This is a genomic window from Spongiibacter nanhainus (assembly GCF_016132545.1).
Taxonomy (GTDB): domain Bacteria; phylum Pseudomonadota; class Gammaproteobacteria; order Pseudomonadales; family Spongiibacteraceae; genus Spongiibacter; species Spongiibacter nanhainus.
Genome location: NZ_CP066167.1, coordinates 1074552 through 1093806 on the forward strand (window position 1 = coordinate 1074552; position 19255 = coordinate 1093806).

Here is a 19255-nt window from a genome sequence, read left to right on the forward strand (position 1 = left end):
CTCACCCTGTGCGGCCGACGCCGCCGTTGAAAAGCGCGGGCGTAGGCGAAATGATGTTCCAAGATATTGCTAGGCGAGAGTTCTGGCAAACTTGCGCAGTTCATCTACAAATATGGACGGCTGCTCAAAGGCGGCGAAATGGCCGCCTTTTTCTGTCTCGTTCCAGTAGATGAGATTGCGGTATTTTCGCCTCACCCACGCCTCAGTGGGCCGAAAGATCTCCTTGGGGAAAATTGAAACGCCGACAGGAGTGTCGCTGTTGAATTGTGCCTGGAAGGCACTGTTGAAGCTCTCCCAGTAGAGGCGGGCTGAGGACGCTGCGGTATTGGTTAACCAGTACCAGCTGATTTCATCGAGAACTTTATTGATCCCCAGTGCATCTTCAGGGGTGCCAGTGTTATCAGTCCAGAAATACAGCTTTTCGTAAATCCACGCGGCTTGGCCGACTGGTGAGTCGGCCAATGCATAGCCCAGTGTCTGTGGCCGAGTGCTCTGTTGCTTGGAGTAGCCGGAATCCCACTCTTTGTAAAACTGAAAGCCCTCCAAGGCTGACGTTTCCCTAGGGCCCAGGTTGGCTAAGTCCTCCTCAGTGGGTGCTGCTATTGCCATGTTGATATGAATGGCCTGACAACCCGAGGACTGGAGACCGCCAATGGCATTCGTCACGGCCGATCCCCAGTCACCACCCTGAGCGATGTAACTCGAATACCCCAGTCGCTGCATCAATGTATCCCAGGCTGAGGCTACCCTTTCTACGCCCCAGCCTTTAGAGCTGGGCTTCCCAGAGAAGCCATAGCCCGGCAAGCTGGGTAACACAAGATGAAAGGCATCCTGTTCGTCGCCGCCGTATTGGGTCGGATCTGTAAGAGGCTCGATTACCTCCATAAATTCGAGAATAGACCCAGGCCAGCCGTGGGTCATCACCATAGGCCTTGCGTTGGCGTGGCGTGAGCGAATATGTAGAAAATGGATATCCAAACCATCGATGGTGGTGATGAACTGCGGGTATCTATTGACTTTATCCTCACACAAGCGCCAGTCGTATTGGTGCTGCCAGTACTCACATAGCGATTGCAGTCTCTTCAGTGGTACGCCTTGGGACCAGTCATCGACCGTTGCTGCATCCGGCCAACGAGCCATTGCCAGCCGTTGCTGAAGGTCGGTGATTGCCGAGTCGGGGATAGAGATTCGGAAAGACTCAATGTTTTCAGTCATGCTGGGTCCTTGGTCATTATTGGTATAGATGCGTATCACCACAGCATAGCGTGATAGTAGAAGGTGACTCAACGGGTCTCTGGCGTGCCGTAACGCTCAACTGAGTGAGAATAAATGATGCAGCATGCCGACATCACTGGCATATCGCGGGAGGCTATGGGTGCGGGGGCGTCCTTCAGGTACGGGCGCATCAGTACTATAACGCTGTATACGTTGGCTAAGGCGCCGCCGTTGAGTGCTTCGTGCCAAAGGTATGCCGCGAATTAATTCAACAATGACTAAATTTTCTGCACGGAAAGGTCGACAAAATAACTCGCCATGTGCTGCTATTGACCGACAGCCTCCGTTTCACCTCCCGAGGCCTCCCAGGCGCTAAATCCGCCCTCAATATGAGCAACTTGCTCCAGGCCCATTCGTTGCACCGTTTCTGTGGCCAACGCTGAGCGCCAGGCCGATTGGCAGAAAAAGTGGAAGAGCTTTTTCTCTCCAAATACCGGTTTGAAATAGGGGCTACCTGGGTCGATCCAGAATTCCAACATGCCTCGGGGAGCGTGGAAGGCGCCGGGAATCGTACCGCTGCGTAGTCGCTCGCGGATATCTCTGATGTCTACAAACTGCACACTTTCATCGCCAAGGAGTTGCCGAGCTTGCTCTATAGTCAGGGTGCGAATCTTGCTGTTTGCGTCTGCGACCAATTGAGCTGAGGATAATTTAAGAGGCATAGTTCGACCTACACAAGCTGTATGAACTGGAAGGGGGCTACGGTGTTTATATCCAGCAATTGCCCAGTGCAATGGGCAGAAGTTTACTTCGTGAAGCTAGCATTTAACCATCAGACTATTGTCTAGGAAGACTCGTCTTTCCCTTTGTCGATCTGCGGCCCTACGTAGTCCAGAATTAAAGTAGAAACTATGTCCATAGTCTACCGTCGGGCAGAGTCTTCTGAATCGGTCATTTTTTTGGTTTGTATGGAGCATCACGACACCGTCTGAGAGCTTTCACCATTTCAGAAAAATCCCTGGCCATAGTAATGTTGGGTACATACGGCTGGTTGGGCACTAAAAGGTAGCGATATCGGCCATCGAGTCGAAGTCCGAGATAATAGTCATCCGTATATCGCCTCCATTGATCAGCTGTGCTTTTCTATGCCCAAGAGAGTGGCCCTTAGCTCCCGCTTCAATAGTTTGCCGTTGGGCATTCGCGGTAGGGCGTCACTGAGAATGATGCGTCGAGGGCACTTAAAGCTGGCCAGTTTCGCCTTGCAATAATCGGTGATCATATCGAAGAAGTCGGATTCCGAGCTGGGCGTGCTGGCGGGTTCGATAACGGCGACTACCTCTTCGCCGAACTCCTCGTTGGGTAAGCCCAGCACGGCGACGTCGGCGACATCGTCGTGGGCAATAAGGAGGTTCTCAATTTCTTGCGGATAGATATTGACTCCGCCAGAGACGATGGTGAAAGCGCGGCGGTCGGTTAAGTACAGAAAGCCATCTGCATCGATGTAGCCAATGTCACCTAGCGTGCTCCAACCTGGTTTAATGTAGGCATCGCGGGTCTTCTCGGGATCGTTAAAGTATTCGAAATCCGGTAACCCTGAAAAATAGACGGTACCGGTTTGGTTGGCTCCCAGCTCATTGCCCTCATCGTCGCAGATATGTAGTTCACCCAGTACCGCTTTGCCGACAGATCCGGGGTGGGCTCGCCATTCCTGTGGTCCCAATGCCGTCACGCCGTTACTTTCGCTGCCACCGTAGTACTCGTAGATGATGTTACCCCACCAGTTCAGCATCTTCTGCTTAACCTCGGGTGAGCAGGGCGCAGCGGCGTGGACGGCGACCTTCAGTGACGCTAGAGAGTATCGTTGACGGATTGTCTCGGGCAGGGCCAACAGCCGTACAAACATTGTGGGCACCAGTTGGGTGTGGGTTACTTGGTGCGTTTCTATAGTTGCAAGGAAGCTTTCTGGGTCAAACTTGCTTTGTACAACGAGGCTGCCGCCGGCGCGCAAAATAGCCAGGCACCAGTTCAATGGCGCCGCGTGATACAGGGGAGCCGGCGATAAATAGATGGTGTCAGCGCCGATCCCGTAAAGGGCGCTGATAAAACCATCGATTGCCGGTGCGGTGCCAAAGCTGCGTTCGATAATGGGGCGACGGATGCCCTTGGGTTTGCCGGTGGTGCCTGAAGAGTAGTACATGATCTGCCCTTCGGTTTGCTCGAAATTTGCTTGTAGGTGCGCATCGCTCTGCCGAGCGAGTTTGATCACCTTAGAGCATGCGTCTTCATCGACGTTGATACTCTTGATACCAATGCGGCCGACTAGCTCGCTGAGCTGCGATGAGCAGAGGACAAGCACCGCCCCCGAGTCCTGGACAATGTGGGCGACTTCTTCATCTTTTAGGTGCCAGTTGATTGGTGTGATGTAAACGCCCAGCCGAAGCGCGGCCCACATGGCAACTAGGTATTCGGCGCGGTTCTCCATCATGATGGAGACGTAGTCTCCGCCGGCCACGCTGCAGTTATGAAGATGGTTGGCCAAGGCAATAGACGCATTATTCAACTGGCGCCAGTTCCAGAATTCGCCATTGGGCGAAACCAAGGCGGTCTCGTTGGGACGGGCTAGTGCGTGATCCTGTATATGAGCCACAACAATTCCTCGCTGTTATCTTTTTGATACTGAGTGATGTTAGGGAGCAGCGGGCTTTAGGGAATCAGCACCGCTTTTACAAATTTTGCCGATTTTTGCTCGTGTATCGCCTTGTTGATCTGCTCCAGAGGGAAGGTCTTGCAGATCTTCTCCACCGGAAAACGCCCGGCTTTGATATGGTCAATCAACTCGGGGATAAAGCTATCGGGGTCGGCATCCCCTTCCAGTATCCCCTTCACGGTGATGCCTGTGAGTACCAGGTGGGTGATATCCAGTTTTATGGCGCTATCTGCCTCGGCCGCCGCCACTAGGCCGACTGTGGCGCGGGGCGCCAGCAGCGGCAGAAACTGCTCGATTGCGGGTGCGATTCCGGTGGTGTCAAACAGCTTGCTTATGCCACCGGACAGGTGCGTGCTCAGTGCCTCCTTGAGATTGGGTATATCTGGTGCCAGAGCTGCTGCCGCACCCAGCTCGACGGCCAGTGCCCGCCGCTGGCTATTGGGCTCGATGAGTACCGTGTGGCAGCCGCGAATCGAGGCGGCGATTACTGCGGACATGCCCACTGCGCCGCCGCCAACAATCACCACGTTATCACCTGACTGACAGTCGAGTGCATTCATGATGGTACCGGCCCCAGTCTGGAAACCGCAGCCAAGAGCACCAACCAGAGGTAAGCGCTGGGCGTCGATATCCACCTTGACCACGTTGCGCTGATCTACCAGTGCGTGGCTTGCGAAGGAGGATTGTCCAAAGAAGCGACCGGATACCGGGGCGTCTTGCCGACTTAAGCCCGCACTGCCGTCGGGACGGCGCCCGAGAAAGTTAAGCGGAGCAAACTGGTGGCAGTAACTGGGGGCGTGTTCGTTGCAGCTCGGGCACTCGCCACAGGAAAGGTAACTCATGACCACTTGGTCACCGACCTTCACTTTGGTGACATCCTCACCCACAGCCTCAACAATACCGGCGCCTTCATGCCCCAGCACCGCCGGCAATTCCACGGGGATTTGCTGGTCTTTGGAAATGATATCGGTGTGGCAGATCCCTACACCCAGTACGCGGACTCTAACCTCGTGGCGGCGGGGAGGCTCCATGTTAAGGTCTTCGATAACAAAGGGCTGTTGGGCTTGTGTGGCAACGGCGGCTTTTATTCTCATGTGACGCTCCGGGTTTACAGTGACATAACGACAGATTTGGTTTGCAGATAGGCATCCAGAGCCTCGGGTCCATTCTCCCTGCCCAGCCCGGACTTCTTGTAACCGCCAAAGGGCATGGCGGGGTCGGCCAACAACACACAGTTCACAAATACCGTGCCGGCCTGCAGGGCGGCGCTCATGCGGTGAGCGGTTCCGAGGTCTCGAGTCCAGACATGGGCGGCGAGCCCGTAATCGCTGTCGTTGGCCAATGCGATCACGTCTTCTTCGCTGTCAAAGGGCATGATGGAGAGTACTGGGCCGAACACTTCCTCCCGGGCAATTTCTACTTGGCCGTCGACGTCGCGAAACAGTGTGGGAGGAAAATAGTAACCGCCCTCGGGTAGCGAAGTTTCCACTGCAACGGACTCGACACCTGCGGCCTTGGCGCGTTCCACCATGGCGCTGACTTTTTGGTATTGGGCTTCGCTGATCAGTGGGCCCATGGCACTGTCACTATCCCAGCTCGGGCCCAGTAGCGACTGCCGGGCGTGTTCTGCCAGCCCGGTTATGACTTCCTCATAAACGTCGCGTTGGACATACAAGCGAGTGCCGGCGTAACACACCTGACCACTGTTAAAAAAGCAGGACGCCGCAGACTGGGCGATAGCGGTGGGGAGATCGGCATCGGCAAAGATGATGTTGGGGGATTTTCCGCCCAGCTCCAGGGTGACTTTCTTTAGCGATGGCACACTGGCTTGCAGAATGTGCTGGCCGGTAGCCGTGGAGCCGGTAAAGGCTACCTTCGCTACACCTGGATGTTCCACCAGCGCTTTGCCGGAGGTGGCGCCATCACCAGTGATGACATTGATCACGCCGGGCGGGAATCCAACACGTGTGGCCAAGTCGGCCAGGTAGAGGAGGCTGAGCGGTGTTTCGGGTGCCGGTTTGAGTACCACCGTGCACCCGGCGGCGAGTGCCGGCGCGATTTTCCACATGCTGAGAATCAGTGGAAAATTCCACGGTGTAACCGCAGCGACAACACCAACCGGTTCTTTTCTGACATAGGCATGGAACTGGTTGGGCTGGCTGGCCAATGGGCGCTGACTACCGCAAATTTTGCTGGGCCAACCGGCATAAGTGCGCAACCACGCGACAGCACTGGGGATATCCACGCTTTGGGTGATGCTGATGGGGCGACCGGTATCCAGTGCCTCCAATGAAGCCAGGTAGGTCAGCTCTTGCTCCATTGCGTCGGCGAGCTTATGCATCAGCGACTCTCTGGCCAGCGGTGGGATATCGCACCAGTCCGGGTTGTTCAATGCCGACTGGGCGGCGGCGACGGCCTTGTTTACGGTATCCTGACTGGCAACGGGAATGTCGCCATAGCGGGCAGTGCTGCAGGGGTCAATCAGCGGCACGCGCGACTCTGCACTGCTGTGGCAGGGCGCGCCATTAATGCGGTGACAGAGCTCGGGTAATCTCAAGGAGTCCCAGGTCATAGTGGCTATCCTCATATTATTGTTTTGCGAAACGTGAAATGTCGCGAGTCAGTTGCATAGCGCCAAGGCGTCTCTGGCGATGGGTTCGATCATGGCGTTAAAGGCAGCGGCCCGGGTATTGGAGGAGTTGCCCTCAATACTGCGTTTGACCACCCCCTGGAGAATCGCGGCCAAGCGGAAGTAAGAGAACACCAGGTAGAAGGACCAATTGGATGGGCGTGCGACGTCACTGCGCGCAAAGTAGCGCTCGATATACTCTTCTTCGCTGGGAATGCCCAACTCGCGGCGATCCAGTGAACCCAGCCCGGCCAGCTCGCAATCACCAGGCAGTCGCCACTGCATACATTGGTAGGCTAGGTCGGCCAGGGGGTGGCCCAACGCAGACAGCTCCCAGTCAATCACGGCTAAAATGCGCTCGTCGCTGGGGTGGAAAATCATGTTGTCCAGGCGATAGTCACCGTGGCTCAACACCACTCTGCCGTCACAGGGTGGCAAGGCTTCTTGGAGGTAGCCGATGATGGATTCCATCTCAGCGATATGGCGGGTTTCCGCTGCGCGATACTGCTTGATCCACAACGCTAGTTGTCGCTCAAAATAGCCTTCGCCGCGGCGGCTGTAGTCCGCAAGCCCCAGCGCATTGATGTCCAGAGAATGTAATTCGGCCAGAGTTTTATTCATGGCGTCGAAAATGTTGGCGCGCTGGTCTGTGCTCAACTCCGGCAGTGAAGGCGCCCAAAAAATCCGTCCCTCAACATGCTCCATCAGATAGAACTCGCTGCCAATCGCGGTTTCGTCCCGGCAATAGTGAAGCATGTTGGGGACGGCAAAGTTGACCTTTGCCAGCGCTGCCATAACGCGATACTCGCGGTCTATGGCGTGGGCGGACTTCAGTAGTTGGCCTGGCGGCTTGCGCCGCAATACGTAGTGCTTATCGTCTATGGTGACCAAAAAGGTAGGATTGGACTGTCCACCGGGAAATTTCTCGGCTCTAATATCGCCCACTTCAAGGATATTCTGATCGGTGAGGTACTGTCCCAGACGCTGGGTATCTAAATGATCTACACGCATGGGCTAACCCTGACCGTATTTTTTCAAGGTTTGTTTGGCCAGCGATGCGAGGTGGACTTGGTCGGGGCCGTCGGCGATGCGGCACCAGCGCGCATAGGTGAAGGCTTCTGCCAGGAACAGGTCTTCAGTTAGGCCAGCCGCGCCGTGAAGTTGGATGGCGCGATCCAGAACCCGCTGCGCCATCTGCGGTGCCACAATTTTAATCATGGCGATGATATCCCGGGCGTGTTTGGCGCCGAGGTCGTCCAGTCGTTGTGCCGCCAACAGCGTCAGTTGTCTGGCTTGTTCGATATCACATACTGAATTGGCGATGTCTTCCCTTACGCTGCCCTGTTGCGACAGCGGTTTGCCGAAGGCGACTCGGGATTCTGCACGCTGTACCATTTCTTCCAGGGCACGCTGCGCGCAGCCAATAAGGCGCATACAGTGGTGGAGTCGACCTGGGCCGAGGCGCCCTTGAGCAATTTCAAAACCGCGACCCTCGCCCAGAATAATATTCTCTGCCGGCACCCGGACATTGTTGAAACGCAGCTCCGCGCGCCCTAGAGGAGCATCGTCATAGCCCATTACCGTCAATGGGCGGATAATTTCCACCCCGGGCGTCGCGGTGGGGACCAATATCTGTGATTGCTGTTGGTGGACGCTGTCATTGTGAGGGTCGGTTTTCCCCATCACGATCAGTAGCTGGCAATCACTGTGCATGGCGCCGCTGATGAACCACTTGCGACCATTGATCACGTAGTGGTTCCCATCGCGTCGGATTTCTGTCTCTACATTGGTGGCATCGCTGGAGGCGACCTGGGGTTCGGTCATCGCCACCGCGCTGCGAATACGGCCCTCTGCCAATGGTTGGAGCCACTGTTGTTTTTGGGCGTCTGTGGCATAGTGGTGGAGTAGCTCCATGTTGCCACTCTCCGGTGGATGGCAATTGAACACTTCGGAGGCCCACATGACTCGGCCCATGGTCTCTGCCAGTGGGGCATACTGGGTGTTACTGAAGCCGCTGCCCAGCTCCGGATTGGAGAAAAACAGGTTCCAAAGACCTTGCTCTTTCGCCATGCTGCGCAACTCGGTCATCAACGGGACCGGTTGGCGACGGTCCGGCAGCGCCTTGACCTCCTCAAGGTAGCGCGTTTCATTGGGGTAGACGTGAGCGTCCATGAAGGCCTTTAGGGCCTGGTGAGTGGTCGCCACCTTTTGGTCGTCCACAGTGTGCTGTGTTTTGTGCATGGGGTTGGCTCCCTTACTTCCAGGTGAGACGGAGCGGCAGCGATTTGATACCGCAAATAAAGTTGGAACGAATCCGGGTAACCTCGCCATCAATCTGGAAGTGATCGCAGCGGGCGATCAGCTCCTCGAGGAAAATACCGATCTGTAGCTCTGCTAGACGACTGCCAACGCAGATATGGGCACCGGCGCCAAACCCGCGATGCTTGATAATGTCGCGGCTGATATCAAAGCGATGAGGGTCACTCCATACCGATTCATCGCGATTTGCACAGGGGTACCACAGTAGTACCTTGTCGCCTTTGCGCAGGGTGACGCCGTGGAGGGTGTAGTCCTCCATTAGCGTGCGACGCATATGCATGACCGGCGACACCCAGCGGACGATTTCGTTGACGGCATTGGGGATCAGCTCCGGATGCTGCTTGAGCAGCTCCCACTGTTCCGGGTGCTGGGCAAAGGCCACCATGCCACCGGATATTGAGTTGCGGGTGGTTTCGTTCCCGCCAACCAACACCAGGAAAATGTTGGCAATAAAATCCTCGACGGGGACTTCCTTACCGCTTCGGTCCTTGCTCAACATGGTGACCACGTCACTGCGATCACTATCCATGCGTTGATTGCGCAAGCCGACGAAGTACTCGGCGATTTCCGTGGTGACCTGATTCATGTATTCGGGGGATTGGCGGAAGCCCGGATCGTCTTCGCCGATCAGCGCATTAGTCCACTCGTAGAGCTTGCCTTCCATATCCGCCGGCATATCCATTAGCTCGGCCAGTGTCTTGATGGGAATGGGAGCGGATACCTGCTCTACCCATTCGATGTGAGTGGATTCCATGGCGGTATCCAGCAAGCGCTGCACCCGCTGACGGATCCGCTGAGACATGTCTTTGAGCCGCGTGCTCGATACCGAGCGCATTACCGGCACCCGTTGCTCGGTCTGTAGCGGTGCATCCCGGGAAATAAACGGAGCGCCCACTGGTGTATCGTTGTTGATCCCTGTGCTGGCAACGCCTGACAGCTGCTCTTCGAAAATGCGGTGGCCGCCGTTTTCACTGGCCGACGAGAATATTTTGGGGTTGCTCCCTGCAAATCCGACATCTTCGTAAGTGGTTAGTGACCAGAAGCCGCTGCCCCCCGACCACTCGCTCCAGCAGACCGGGTTGTTGGCGCGCAGCTCTGAAAACACCTCGTGGGGGAAGCCCTCCAAAAAATTATCGGGCTCTGCCAGCATGAGGGGCGTGTGTGTTGATTGTGTGTTGGTAGTCATGACCGTCTCCAATTCCAAGGTCTCTTAAAATTCCCACTTCAGCTTGACGCCGTAAGTCGCGGGAGAGCCAAGTGAAATATTGGTACCGAAGTCGGCCTGTAGTACTCCGATAGTGTATTTCTCATCGAGAATGTTATTGCCGAATAGCGTGCCGCGCAGCTGCCAGGGTGTGTAGAGATAGCTGATGCGTGCGCCCACGAGGTCATAAGACTCTTGCTCTGCCGATTTCACGTTTTGTGCGGTGTAGAAAAAGCCACTGTTGTAGTAGTAATCACCTGCGATTTCGAACTCACCATTGTCGTAAAACCAGGTTTTGGACAGCGTACCGGTGAAGGTCACCTTCGGGGATCGAGAGATATCGTTGCCAGAGAAATCATTGCCGGCGGAAAAAACGCCAGTGGTTTCATCGAACCCGCTACCGTCAGTGAATTTAGTGAACTCGGCGTTGAGATAGGCGCCACCGAGGGTTACCACCAAGTCATCGATCACTGATGGCAACAGCTGTGCTGTGATATCGAAATCGGCACCTTCGACTTCGGCCTCTTCTGCATTCTCAAATGTCACCACACCGCCGTTTAGCAGAGAGACGAATTGAACGTGTTGGTTGTCGATTTCGTATTTGAATACGGCCGCGGAGTAGTTGATCAGGCCGTCAAAAGCGCTGCCCTTGATACCGATTTCGTAGGCCTTGGTTTCTTCTGGTTTAACGAAGTCCACTTCCTGCAGAACTTTGAGCGGATTGTAGGTGGCGCTTTTTACGGCCTCCTGGTAGCTCACGTAGATCAGTGGTTCGCCAGCAAGGTCGGGACGGAATTCCAGGGAGACCTTTGGGCTAAAGCTGTAAGTGGTATTGCTCTTGAGGTTGGAGTCAGGGTCAACCGGGAAGATGGGGGTGCTGCTGCCGTCCTCATTGGCGACCGCATTGTAGGCCTCAATAATGTAGCGCTCTTCTTCCTGGTAGCGCGCGCCAAGTGTCAAAGACATCCAGTCGGTGAAATCCACCGTTGCCTGGGAGAAGTATGCAATAGACTCTGTGCCGATCTGGCCGAAGGCATAGATGCTGCCGGAGGGCAGGCCATCCAGTAGCCCGGTCAGACCGCCGATAGTATCGCCCAGGGGCGTGCCGACAATATCCGGCAGGCTGGTCAATAATCCGTCCAGCCCGTTTTTCAAATTATCCACGGCGGTGACCGATTGCAGCAAACCGCCGTCGTAGCCTGACTCACTCTGAAAGAAATAGCCGCCGACAATCCACTTCATCCAGGCCGGAGCGGCATCGTTGGACAAGAGCTGCAATTCCGCAGACTGCACATCGGCAAATAGCCGTGGCCCGGCAAAGTGAACCAGAGGCTGGGGCGAGCCATCATAGTCGTATACCGCGCTGGTATCGATGAGCTGGTCACTGCCCATTAGGCGCACATCAAACAGTGTGCCGTACCAGTTTATATCGGCGTAGTACACTTCGTTGTCGATAGATTGATCCACTTCAGAATCAACCCGAGAGTCATAACCCGTCTGAGCCTCTACTCCGGCTAGCTCAGCCAGTAGGCTGGGGGCGGCGTTGGATTGGAACAAAGTGCCTGCGCCGTTGGACTTGTACTTGAGTCCGGTAAAGGTGAGATCGAGGCTGTCGCTGGGTTGTACCCGCAACTTGACTCGCAATGCTCGAGTCAGTATCGGGTCCAGCGATCTGGGCGGGTTGTCGATGGATTCACCCTGATAGAAGTCTCGCTCGTTGTAAAAGCCAGACACTCCGAGGGCAGCCCAATCGGTTAGTGGCACATTCAGAGACAGTTTCGATTTTTTGCTATCAAAATTACCAGCCGCAATTTCAGCTTTTCCGTAGAAATCGTCAAAGGTTGGCTTGGCGGTATGAACATTTACAGCGCCGCCAACAGCGTTGCGACCGAACAGCGTTCCTTGTGGGCCCTTCAATACTTCTACCCTTTCCACGTCGCCAAATTCTTGGGCAAGACCCTGAGAAAAAGGGAAGTAGATATTGTCGATGTAGTAAGCCACCGAGGGGTCGCCCAGCAAAAACGCGTCGGTGCCAATACCGCGCAGGTAGATCAAGGTAAAGCCCACTGCCTGGGTGACCGTAAGGCCTGGGGTAACACGCTGTAGGTCTGTAGGGTCGTCGACGCCTCTGGCATCCAACGATTCACCACTGAATGCCTGAATAGCGATGGGGACATCCTGGGCATTTTCCGTTCGCTTTTGCGCCGTGACGACGACCTCTTCTAGAAGGCGGGATTTGCCACCGCTCTGGGCATGCGCAGGTAATGAGGATAGCGTTGAAACCAGGGTGCTCAATAGCAAGGGAGTAAATAACGGCTTATTTTTCATAGGGTTACCTTGTTATTTTTACTGCGAGTTGGTGCGTTTATAGTCTGTTTGAGACGTAATGTAGACCAAAATAGACATAGTGTCTAATCAAAAATACAGCTTGTCTTAAAATATAAACGTCGTTTAGACTGGCTGTTGGTGATTCGTTATACTGCGTGCCCCTGTGAAAAGGGCCTAAACACACGAATCCAGGAAGCGATCATGTCGAAAACAGCAGCGAAATCCGCAGCTACCAATATTGCTAAGGAGCGGGAAAAGCGCCGTAAGAAAATTAGCGTCGATAAGAAACTGCTGTTGGCGATGGAAACCTTGCTGGAAAACGGCGAGGAATTTTCCACCACCACGATTGATCGCCTCTCGGTAACTGCGGGGATTTCCCGAGCGACGTTCTACTTGAACTACCGGGACAAGGCGGACTTGGTCACCCATTTGTTTGAGCAGGTTCGTATTGAAATTATCGAGTCGGCTGGGCAGTGGTTTGTCAGTGCCGGGGATACCACGTTTGAAGATATTCGAGAAACTATCCGGGGGATTCTCAGCACCTACAGAGAGCACTACGTGGTGCTGGCGGCGCTACATCAAACCGCGCAAACCAACCCTGAGGTGGCAAAGTTATCCCGGGATATGCGTGACGGCTTGGTCGCGGCCAGTGTCAAAGCCGCGCAGGAGCTGGAAGCGGCTGGTCGAGGTAATGCGCACGCCGGACCGGTGGTGGCGACCTTGCTGACCTTGGCAATTGATAACGTCAGCACTTTGCAGCCGGAGCTGCTCGATAAGGAAAACTTTGATAACACCTGCGACGCGTGGGCGCACATAACCTGGTCGTCGCTGGCCAGCAAAGACGTTCAACCCTGAGGCCCCGGGGAGTGGGGCCAATCATTATGGAGAATATGATAATGCATAAAGTGACAATGGCCCTATCAGCACTTACTTTAACGATAGCCGCGGGTTCGGCGCAGGCGCAGACACTGGTGTTGGGGGATTTGCTGACGGCAGATGCCCTGATGGCGGCGTTCCCCACCCATTTGTCTTTGCCGATTCCGTCTGATCCCGGTCTGGCTCTGGGGGCGCTAACAGAGGTGGGCGGTTCGCTACTCGCCGACCCTGCGCCGTTGGTGGGCTTGCTGACCAATACCGGTGTGCCCTTTGTGCAAGACCAGCTTCCTGTGCTTAACTCTGTCCTTTCCGATCCACAAGCTGGCCTGGAATTTATCCTGGTGACTGGCCAAGGCGTTCTGCCACTCTAGTTGGGTTTCTGCGGCGAGCTGACATTCAAAATCTTATTTACGCTTTAGCTCGCCTGTTTGCGAAGATTTTCAATATGCCGTTTGGGCGGAGAGCCAAACAGCCGGCTGTATTCCCTACTAAACTGCGAGGCGCTTTCGTAGCCGACCTCAAATCCAGCACTGGACGCATCTAGGTGCTCATTGAGCATTAGACGATTCGCTTCGTTTAGCCGCAGCCACTTCTGGTATTGCAGTGGACTCATGTTGGTGAGCTGCCGAAAGTGATGGTAGAAAGTCGGGTTGCTCATCTGCACCTGGGCGGCCAGATCCTCCACCCGCAGAGGCTTGCCAAAGTTTGATTTCAGCCATTCGATGGCCTTGGCGATACGGTAGCTGTGGCTGTCCACAGAGGCAATTTGCCGCAACAGGTGGGCTTGGTCGCTCTGTAGTAGTCGGTAGTGTATTTCCCTCTGAATGAGGGGAGCCAGGACTGGTATGGCCCCCGGCTCATCCAATAGGTCCAGCAGTCGCTTGATGGGCGACAAGATCGCCGGCGTCATGGTGCCAAGGCCGATACTTTTACTGCGATCCACCTCCCTTGCAGGAGGTAAGCCACCCTGGCTAATAAGTTCGGAGAGCATACGCAGGTCGAGTTTGATCACCAAGCCAACGCAGGGGCGATTGTGGTCCGCGTCGACAACCTGCGATTTTGCCGGCAGGTTCAATGAGTTAACCAAAAAGTTAGACAAGTCATACAGATAGTCGTTTTCCCCAACCAGCATTTTCTTGCTGCCTTGGACCACCAGCACAATGCTGGGGTCGACCATGCAGGCGCAGGGTTCGGTGGCTTCATCCCTTCGGAAAAATAGCAGATCGGGAATAGGGGTGATCCAATCTTGCGTTTCGTGGACCCGCTCGATGATGGTCTCTGCCATCGCGTTCTGAAGCGAGTCCAGTGTACTTGAGCTACTACTAATCGCGGTCATAGTCGTCTTACCTCTCCGTCAAACTATAAGTTCTCAGTCAAGCTTTCTCCAGCTTTAGTAAAGCGATCAATAGGATTAGGCAATAAAAATAGCGTATCAGTATATCGTTGCTATGAGTGCATCACCGAAGATAGCAGTCACAGGTATGGACGCATCGCTTGTCTCCCGAGGTGTGCCCACATTGCCACCTAGGCGATGAAGTCATACCGAGTATTCGCGACTGGAAAACGACTAGAGGTACAGTGATGAAGAAAATACTACGGATGTTGAGAATTGCACTGGCGACATCTTCGATGTCCTTAGCCAGTGCTGAAGTCAGTAAACCTGCGACCAATGAACTGATTGTTACACGAAATGGGTCCCAGGCTTCCATCGCCGGTCCGGAAAATTGGTTTACTGGCGACGCCAGGATTGACCCTATTCATTTGAATGCCAGGCCGCCATCGAGACTGACTTCAGCATTGGTCACCTTCGAGCCAGGGGCACGAACCAACTGGCATAAGCACCCCCTTGGTCAGCTGCTTATCGTTACCAGTGGTAAAGGATGGACCCAAGTCGAGGGAGGAGAGAGAGTCACTATTCATGCCGGCGATACGGTGTGGTGTCCCCCGGATAAAAAACATTGGCACGGAGCAACGAGTGAGACTGCTATGAGCCACTTCGCTGTGCAGGAGAAAAAAGATGGCTCCAACGTGGTTTGGTTAGAGCCGGTCTCAGAGCAGCAATACTCGAAATGATTGCGATGCTATGCGGACAAGCCGAATTTAACGAATGAGAAGGGATAGTACTAATATGATTGAGAACAATGACAGGAATGAGATTACCGAGCCTCAGCTCGGGCGGCGCAGTGTCTTGAAAGCGGCGGCTGGCGTCGCCGCGATTGGTCTGGCGACATCGGTGCAAGCAGCACCAGCCAGCGCTCCTCCATCAATAACGAGTGAGTGGGACAAGACGTTTCCCAAAAGCCCTAAAGTGGATCACAAAAAAGTGACCTTTAAGAATCGTTACGGTATCACTTTAGTCGGTGACCTTTACCAGCCTAAAGATACCGAGGCTAGCTTAGCAGCCATAGCCGTGAGCGGCCCCTTTGGAGCCGTGAAAGAGCAGTCTTCTGGCTTATATGCGCAAACATTGGCCGAGCGGGGATTTGTCACTCTGGCCTTTGATCCTTCTTATACTGGTGAGAGCGGTGGTGAGCCGCGCAACGTGGCGTCCCCGGACATCAATACTGAAGACTTCAGCGCAGCAGTCGATTTCCTAGGGCTACACTCCAAGGTAGATCGCGATCGGATTGGTATGCTTGGCATTTGCGGTTGGGGTGGCATGGCACTCAATGCGGCTGCTGTCGATAAGCGAGTGAAGGCTGTGGCTGCCAGCACGATGTACGATATGAGCCGGGTGATGGCCAACGGTTACAACGATAGTATGACTTTGGCTGAGCGGACTAAGCTGTTGCAGAGTCTAGGCAAACAGCGCTGGGCTGATGCCGAAGCAGGCAATCCCGCCGTGGGACCAGTTTCGCTGGAACTCGAAGGTGGCGAACCGCAATTTGTCGTGGAATATGCCGGTTACTACAAATCCAAGGAGCGGGGCTTTCACCCCAGAGCTATCAATTCGAATGGGTCCTGGACGTTAACCAACCCACTGTCGTTTATGAATATGCCGTTGCTGTCTTATATCGAGGAAATCGCACCACGACCGCTGTTGTTGATTCACGGCGAAAAGGCCCACTCTCGCTATTTTAGTGAGACAGCGTTCGCGGCGGCGATTGAGCCCAAGGAGTTGGTCATCGTGAAAGGTGCCAACCACGTTGATCTTTACGACCAACTCGAGAAAATTCCCTTTGATAAGATGACAGCGTTTTTCAAAGAAAATTTAGCTTAAACGCTAGGGGGTGGAGAGGTAATGGTGGTCAACGAAGGTCGACTACTGGCCCAACTACTGCTGAAGTGGCGAAATGAAAGGGCCCAGGGGGACTTAGTTGTTTATTAGTTTAGTATGGTCGGAGTGAGAGGATTTGAACCTCCGGCCCCTGCCTCCCGAAGACAGTGCTCTACCAAGCTGAGCTACACTCCGACATTGCTCTGAGTCGCCTTTTGGCGAGGAGCGCAACTATAACAAAGCCCCCAGACCAGCTCAATATCCACCGCATGCCTACTGGCCTTGGGAATTCTCCAAGTGTCGGTAAATACGCAGTGCCACCAAAGTTGCCACCGATCCGGAGAGCAAATAGACACTGACCGCCGATAGGCCGAACTGTACGGATAAGCCCAATGCAACCAGCGGTGCAAAAGCCGCCCCGAATAGCCAAGCGAAATCTGAGGTTAGTGCCGCGCCGGCATAACGAAACCGTCGCTCAAGGCTGTTGGTAACGATGCCAGACGCTTGCCCATACGATACGCCGAGCAGCGCGAAGCCGATCAGTATAAAGGCGTTTTGCATGGCTGCACTGCCATTCATTAGCAGTGGTGAGAATAGGGCAAACACGCCGATAAGGATGGCCATCAGGCCGACTGTGGGCCGTTTTCCAAATCGCCCGGCAATGACGCCGGAGGCCATAACCGCAAGGATACCAATAAAGCCACCCAAGACCTGGATAGATAGCACGCCGCTAATCGCCTGGGAGGCATTCAGTGATATCCACGACAGCGGGAAGATGGTCACTATATGGAACAGGGCGTAACTGGCCAGTGCGGCGAAGGCGCCCAAGAATATCAATGGCCCTTGCTTGTCGAGTAGCTCCTGACTGCCAATGGGCTCCAGTTCACTTTCCTCCAGCGCCAAGGTGTATTCCTCAGTTAACACTAGTCGCAGGCGGGCAAATAGAGCCACCACGTTGATGGCTAAGGCGACAAAGAAGGGATAGCGCCAGGCCCAGTCCCGAAAGTCAGCGCTGTCCACGCTGACGATCAGGTAGAGAAATAATGCGTTGGCTAGGAGAAAACCAATAGGCGCACCCAATTGACCGAACATCGTGTACCAGTTGCGCTTATCCGCCGGCGCGTTCAATGCCAGCAGCGAGGGGAGCCCGTCCCAAGAGCCGCCCAGCGCGACACCCTGCAAGATGCGAAACAGCAGAAGCAGGAATATCGCGCCGCCACCCAGGGTGTTGTAGCCGGGTAGAAAGGCGATCCCGGCAGTGGCCGTGCCCAGCAAAAAAAGCGATGCGGTGAGCTTTACACTTCGTCCCCAGCGCCGCTGTATGTTCATGAATAGCGCTGTGCCAAATGGACGGGCCACAAAGGCCATTGCGAAAATGGCAAAACCGTAAAGCATGCCGTTCAGCGTACCTGTAAAGGGAAAGAACACACTCGGAAAGGCAAGGACGCACGCGATACCGAAAACAAAAAAATCGAAGTGTTCAGACGCACGACCAATCACAACGCCGATCGCGATTTCTCCGGGTGCCACGGGGGAATGCCCCTGAGGTGTGTGATTGTCGTTGGCATTTGCAGGCGCAGTTGATGTAGCCATGGAGCGCTTTATTCCAAAGTAGTTAACTTAGGGAAGGGAGACTACAAGGTTTACCAAATGCCGGCCATAGGACAAATTGTCCAATTCTCCAGACCTTGATTATGCAATACAGTGCTGCGTTCCAAGGTTATATCAGGATGTTGTAGTACTGATGTCGATTCCAAGAGCGTTGACAGCCTACCCCGCAATCGGGGTTTTGACAGCGATGCTGGCTGGCTGTGACATGGTGGTAATGTCGCCATCTGGGGATATTGCCCGTCAGCAGGCCGATCTCATTGTATGGTCGACCGTCCTTATGCTGTTAATCGTCGTGCCGGTAATTGTGCTGACGCTGGTCTTTGCCTGGCGCTACCGCGCATCCAATAAGGAGGCCAATTATGCGCCAGATTGGGATCACTCTACCCGGCTGGAACTGGTCATCTGGGCAGCTCCCTTGGCCATTATTATCGCATTGGGTGCGATGACCTGGGTAAGCACGCACCAGCTCGACCCCTACCGCCCCCTGTCCCGGATCGAAGAAGGTAAGCCCATACCTCAAGGCGTTGAGCCTTTGGTTGTGGAGGTGGTGGCCATGGATTGGAAGTGGCTGTTCTTCTACCCGGAATATGACATCGCGGTGGTTAACGAGTTGGCGGCGCCAGTAGATCGACCCATTACCTTCAAAATTACCGCCACCACTATGATGAATGCCTTTTATATACCTGCCTTGGCCGGTCAGATTTACGCCATGGGGGGGATGGAAACCAAACTCCACGCTGTGATCAATGAACCTGGCGTCTACGACGGATTTTCATCCAACTATTCCGGCCACGGCTTTAATGGGATGCGTTTTAAGTTCCATGGCATGAGTGAAGCCGACTTTGAACAATGGCGCAACAAAGTTGGGGAAGCGGGCAGTGAGCTAAGTTACAGCGTGTACAAAGAGCTGGAAAAGCCCTCCGAATACGATCCGGTGCGCTACTACAACACTGTAATGCCGGGCCTATACGAGAAAATTTTCAACCGCTGTGTCGACCCCGGCACGGTGTGCATGAAAGACATGATGCACGGCCATAGTAATCATAGTGATCACCAGATTGTGCCGCCTGAGCGTGCTGGCCATGACGGACACGCTGGGCATCAGGGCCACAGTGGGCACTAGCAGGCAGGACGCCAAGTTGAAATTGA

16 protein-coding genes and 1 tRNA gene are annotated in these 19255 nt (G+C 54.6%); 5 read left to right on the top strand and 12 right to left on the bottom strand.

Features of this window, described 5'->3' with window-relative positions:
• Positions 1–69: 69 nt before the first annotated feature.
• The 9 genes from I6N98_RS04860 to I6N98_RS04900 form a co-directional block, all read right to left on the bottom strand.
• A complete protein-coding gene (locus I6N98_RS04860) occupies positions 70–1215 on the bottom strand; it encodes an epoxide hydrolase family protein (protein ID WP_198570674.1) in 1146 nt (381 codons plus the stop codon).
• 326 nt (positions 1216–1541) lie between these two features.
• Complete coding sequence (locus I6N98_RS04865; RefSeq protein WP_198570675.1) at positions 1542–1937, bottom strand: rhodanese-like domain-containing protein; 396 nt, start codon at positions 1935–1937, stop codon at positions 1542–1544.
• Between the two features lie 407 nt (positions 1938–2344).
• Positions 2345–3862 carry an AMP-binding protein gene (locus tag I6N98_RS04870; protein WP_198570676.1) on the bottom strand — a complete coding sequence of 506 codons (1518 nt, stop codon included), beginning with the start codon at positions 3860–3862 and terminating at the stop codon, positions 2345–2347.
• 56 nt (positions 3863–3918) lie between these two features.
• Complete coding sequence (locus tag I6N98_RS04875; RefSeq protein WP_198570677.1) at positions 3919–5016, bottom strand: NAD(P)-dependent alcohol dehydrogenase; 1098 nt, start codon at positions 5014–5016, stop codon at positions 3919–3921.
• A 14-nt stretch (positions 5017–5030) separates the two neighbouring features.
• The gene (locus tag I6N98_RS04880) at positions 5031–6494 is read right to left on the bottom strand and encodes an aldehyde dehydrogenase family protein (RefSeq protein WP_198570678.1); all 1464 of its coding nucleotides are present in this window, start codon (positions 6492–6494) and stop codon (positions 5031–5033) included.
• A gap of 48 nt (positions 6495–6542) precedes the next feature.
• The gene (locus tag I6N98_RS04885) at positions 6543–7562 is read right to left on the bottom strand and encodes a phosphotransferase family protein (protein WP_198570679.1); all 1020 of its coding nucleotides are present in this window, start codon (positions 7560–7562) and stop codon (positions 6543–6545) included.
• Between the two features lie 3 nt (positions 7563–7565).
• A complete protein-coding gene (locus tag I6N98_RS04890) occupies positions 7566–8792 on the bottom strand; it encodes an acyl-CoA dehydrogenase family protein (RefSeq protein WP_198570680.1) in 1227 nt (408 codons plus the stop codon).
• Positions 8793–8805: 13 nt separating this feature from the next.
• Positions 8806–10056 carry a cytochrome P450 gene (locus tag I6N98_RS04895; protein ID WP_198570681.1) on the bottom strand — a complete coding sequence of 417 codons (1251 nt, stop codon included), beginning with the start codon at positions 10054–10056 and terminating at the stop codon, positions 8806–8808.
• Positions 10057–10080: 24 nt separating this feature from the next.
• On the bottom strand, positions 10081–12402 hold the full coding sequence (locus tag I6N98_RS04900) for a TonB-dependent receptor (RefSeq protein ID WP_198570682.1): 2322 nt from the start codon (positions 12400–12402) through the stop codon (positions 10081–10083).
• Positions 12403–12603: 201 nt separating this feature from the next.
• Between I6N98_RS04900 and I6N98_RS04905 the strand changes: the two genes are divergently transcribed.
• Positions 12604–13257, top strand: a complete 654-nt coding sequence (locus tag I6N98_RS04905) for a TetR/AcrR family transcriptional regulator (RefSeq protein WP_198570683.1) — start codon at positions 12604–12606, stop codon at positions 13255–13257.
• A 41-nt stretch (positions 13258–13298) separates the two neighbouring features.
• On the top strand, positions 13299–13649 hold the full coding sequence (locus I6N98_RS04910; protein WP_198570684.1) for a hypothetical protein: 351 nt from the start codon (positions 13299–13301) through the stop codon (positions 13647–13649).
• Positions 13650–13693: 44 nt separating this feature from the next.
• Here the strand turns inward: I6N98_RS04910 and I6N98_RS04915 are convergent, their stop codons facing one another.
• Positions 13694–14614, bottom strand: coding sequence for an AraC family transcriptional regulator (locus I6N98_RS04915; protein WP_198570685.1), 921 nt, complete (start codon positions 14612–14614; stop codon positions 13694–13696).
• 245 nt (positions 14615–14859) lie between these two features.
• Here I6N98_RS04915 and I6N98_RS04920 point away from each other — a divergent pair, with 245 nt between their 5' ends.
• Together I6N98_RS04920 and I6N98_RS04925 are read left to right on the top strand one after the other, a co-directional pair.
• Positions 14860–15351 (top strand): (R)-mandelonitrile lyase, encoded by a 492-nt coding sequence (locus I6N98_RS04920; RefSeq protein ID WP_232787465.1) that lies wholly within the window; start codon positions 14860–14862, stop codon positions 15349–15351.
• A gap of 55 nt (positions 15352–15406) precedes the next feature.
• Positions 15407–16498 (top strand): alpha/beta hydrolase, encoded by a 1092-nt coding sequence (locus tag I6N98_RS04925; protein ID WP_198570686.1) that lies wholly within the window; start codon positions 15407–15409, stop codon positions 16496–16498.
• Positions 16499–16613: 115 nt separating this feature from the next.
• Here the strand turns inward: I6N98_RS04925 and I6N98_RS04930 are convergent.
• Both I6N98_RS04930 and I6N98_RS04935 read right to left on the bottom strand, forming a co-directional pair.
• Positions 16614–16690: transfer RNA gene (locus I6N98_RS04930), tRNA-Pro, on the bottom strand.
• Between the two features lie 78 nt (positions 16691–16768).
• On the bottom strand, positions 16769–18088 hold the full coding sequence (locus tag I6N98_RS04935) for an MFS transporter (protein ID WP_198570687.1): 1320 nt from the start codon (positions 18086–18088) through the stop codon (positions 16769–16771).
• Positions 18089–18239: 151 nt separating this feature from the next.
• Between I6N98_RS04935 and cyoA the strand changes: the two genes are divergently transcribed.
• On the top strand, positions 18240–19229 hold the full coding sequence (cyoA, locus tag I6N98_RS04940; protein WP_198570688.1) for a ubiquinol oxidase subunit II: 990 nt from the start codon (positions 18240–18242) through the stop codon (positions 19227–19229).
• Positions 19230–19255: the final 26 nt, after the last annotated feature.